Annotated in this window: 3 protein-coding genes and 1 pseudogene; all 4 read right to left on the bottom strand. The window is 33.5% G+C overall.

The annotated features are described in order from the left end of the window. A pseudogene (locus VFS71_RS11295) lies at positions 1-450 on the bottom strand (Asp-tRNA(Asn)/Glu-tRNA(Gln) amidotransferase GatCAB subunit B); the annotation flags it as partial. Continuing rightward, positions 450-1,847, bottom strand: coding sequence for an amidase (locus VFS71_RS11290; RefSeq protein ID WP_326401347.1), 1,398 nt, complete (start codon positions 1,845-1,847; stop codon positions 450-452). The gene VFS71_RS11290 and the pseudogene VFS71_RS11295, both read right to left, overlap by 1 nt. A 3-nt stretch (positions 1,848-1,850) precedes the next feature. Then, positions 1,851-2,120: a hypothetical protein gene (locus VFS71_RS11285; protein ID WP_326401345.1), complete on the bottom strand. Its 270-nt coding sequence runs from the start codon at positions 2,118-2,120 to the stop codon at positions 1,851-1,853. A 258-nt stretch (positions 2,121-2,378) separates the two neighbouring features. Continuing rightward, the coding region (locus VFS71_RS11280) for an amidohydrolase family protein (protein WP_326401343.1) at positions 2,379-2,915 on the bottom strand (537 nt) is incomplete at its 5' end.

Here is a 2,915-nt window from a genome sequence, read left to right as displayed (position 1 = left end):
AATCTTCTTTTCGTGCATCAATTTTGCAGCATCCTCTTCTATATGAACCTGAGTTAAATTTACGGTAAATTGAGAGCCGTCATTTCGGTAACAAGACACGTGCCCATCAGGAATAATTGGATTGTGATATTGGGTAATTTGAATGTTTTTTGGGTTGTCCGGATATTCGTAATGCTTTCTATCCCAAGATATCACTTCATTACTAAATGACGAATCCACCGCTTTTCCAAAGTAAATCGCTTTTGTAATCGCTTCTTTGTTTAAAGCAGGCAAAACCCCCATTTGTCCCGTACAAACTGAACATATGTTTTGGTTAGGTGTTTCTATTTCTTGATTTGGACAAGAACAAAACAACTTGGTTTTGGTATTCAATCGAACGTGAGTTTCCAGTCCAATTACCAATTCTAAATCGTGGGCTTTTATAGCCGCTGTTAATTGCTCCAATTCCATTATATCAATTCTTTTAAGAAGTTAGCAAACTTCAATACTAATTCATCATTATTTTTTGCCGCAGTAATTTGCAATCCTGTGCTTGTTCCTTGTGGCACGGTTAAAGTTGGCAATTGTCCCAAACTAAAACCAACCGTATAGGCATCGGATAAATACATAGCCAACGGATCTTTTAAACTGTCTCCAATTTTAGGAGGAGTGTTTGGTGTAACTGGTGACAAGATAATATCAACTGCTTCAAAATCTTTACTGAAATTTTCAGAAATTTGATCTCTTAAAGCCAATCCTTTTAAATATATTTCATCTGAAAAACCTTGAGACAACACTTGGTTTCCTCCTACAATTCTACGTTTTGTTTCTTCTGAAAAATTTTCAGATCGAGTAACTGCATAAGTTTCAATTAAATTTTCAGCTTCAATACGATTACCATAATTTGTTCCGTCTAAACGAGACAAATTTGAGGCCGTTTCAGCCATTGCCAACGTATAGTAAGTTGAAACCAAAATATCCGATTTGAAAAAATCCAACTCTTTTACTTCAATTCCTTTGGCTTTTATTTTTTCGATACTTGCTAAAAAATCAGATTTTATTTGAGCATCAATCGCATCACTTTCGATAAAGTTTTTAAAATAACCAATTGTTTTTACGGCTGAAGTTGCAATTGCTTCTTCACTAATTTCCGATGACGTAATTGAAGTTTGATCTTTTGGGTCTTTTCCACTCATTACGTTCAACACAATTCGAATGTCTTCAATGGATTTTGTCAATGGACCAACACAATCGGTAGAAGATGCATAAGCCATAAGCCCGTATCTGGAAATTCTTCCGTAAGTTGGTTTTAAACCATAAATATGATTGTATCCAGCTGGCTGACGAATAGAACCACCCGTGTCTCCACCAATTGAAAAAACAGTATACTCTTTAGCAACGTTAACTGCAGATCCACCGCTTGAACCTCCGGCAACTAATTCTGGATTGATAGCGTTTTTTACAGCACCAAAAATGGTGTTTTCACTAGAAGACCCGTGACCAAAACTATCACAGTTTTCTTTTACTAATGGAATAGCACCTGCATCCAATAATTTTTGAATGGCTGTTGCAGTGTAAGGAGATTTATAATTTTTCAACAAATCAGAACTTGCAGTAGCGTAAGTTCCTTGCAACATATATACATCTTTAATTCCAAAAGGAATTCCTTCCAACAAACCTATTGTTTTACCCTTTGCAATTTTAGCATCCACCTTAGCCGCTAAATCTAAGGCCAAAGTATCTAACAAAGAATTTACTGAATTATAAGTATTTTGTTTAAGTAGGTCTAATTTCTCTTGTACCAAAGCAGTACAAGTTATTTGTTTTGACACCAGTTGTTGGTGTATTTTTTTTATTTGAGAATCCATTTTTTATCCTTCTATAACTTTAGCAACAACTAAAAAACCATTTTTCTTGTTCGGGAAGTTTTCCAAAATTATTTGTTTCTCAATAGCCGAACTCTCTATCACAACATCTTCTCTTAAATTATTTACAGACACACAATTATAATTGACATTATTTAAAGAATTATTATTTGATGGAACTGCATTTTTAATTACATCAAATAATTTGTTCACGCTCTCTGAAGGCTGTGCTCCTTTAATACTCGACAATATGTCGACTGTCATTGTTTTGCTCATAATTTCTTTAGTTTTAAAGTCAAACTTTTAAGGTGGCGAATTTACAAAAGTTTTATTAGGGAATCACGTTTTTTTTAATGATTCCGATAGTTCTTGATACAAAAGAACATCAATTTAACATTATGTTAAATTAAATTGTAATATATAACACTATTTTGAAATAGTTTAGGTAGAATATAGAATTTAGTTCAAAATACAAAAGAATCAAGTCTAATTTTTCATCAGAAATTATAAATTTTTACTTTTTGCAAAAAAAAATTATTTCACTTTCGCTCCCTTCAAAAACACTTGAGTCGGAATTAATTTAACCATTTGCGTTTCATCAACTTTCATCAAATCCTGATCAAACATTACAAAATCGGCCCATTTACCCACTTCAAGACTTCCTTTTTCTTTTTCTTCAAAATTAGAAAAAGCAGCCCAAATGGTCATTCCTCTCAACGTTTCTTCCCTTGTCAAAGCATTTTCCATTTGAAAACCTGCCGTTGGATAGTTCTTAATATCTTTTCTTGCTACAGCTGCATGAAATGTCAACATTGGATTTACTTCTTCTACAGGAAAATCTGTACCCAAAGCAACGATTCCTGCTTTTTGAAGTAATTTTTTATAGGCATAGGCATTTTTCAATCTATCTTTTCCTAATCTTTCACCTGCCCAATACATATCAGATGTTGCATGAGTAGGCTGAACCGAAGGAATTATTCCAGTCGCAAAATAATCAAAATCGGATTCTTGAATCACTTGAGCATGTTCAATTTTCCATCTTCTGTCTTTCTTACCGGTTAATGCTTCTTT

This window comes from Flavobacterium sp., from assembly GCF_035760125.1.
GTDB lineage: Bacteria > Bacteroidota > Bacteroidia > Flavobacteriales > Flavobacteriaceae > Flavobacterium.
This window is presented reverse-complemented; position numbering and strand designations above follow the sequence as displayed.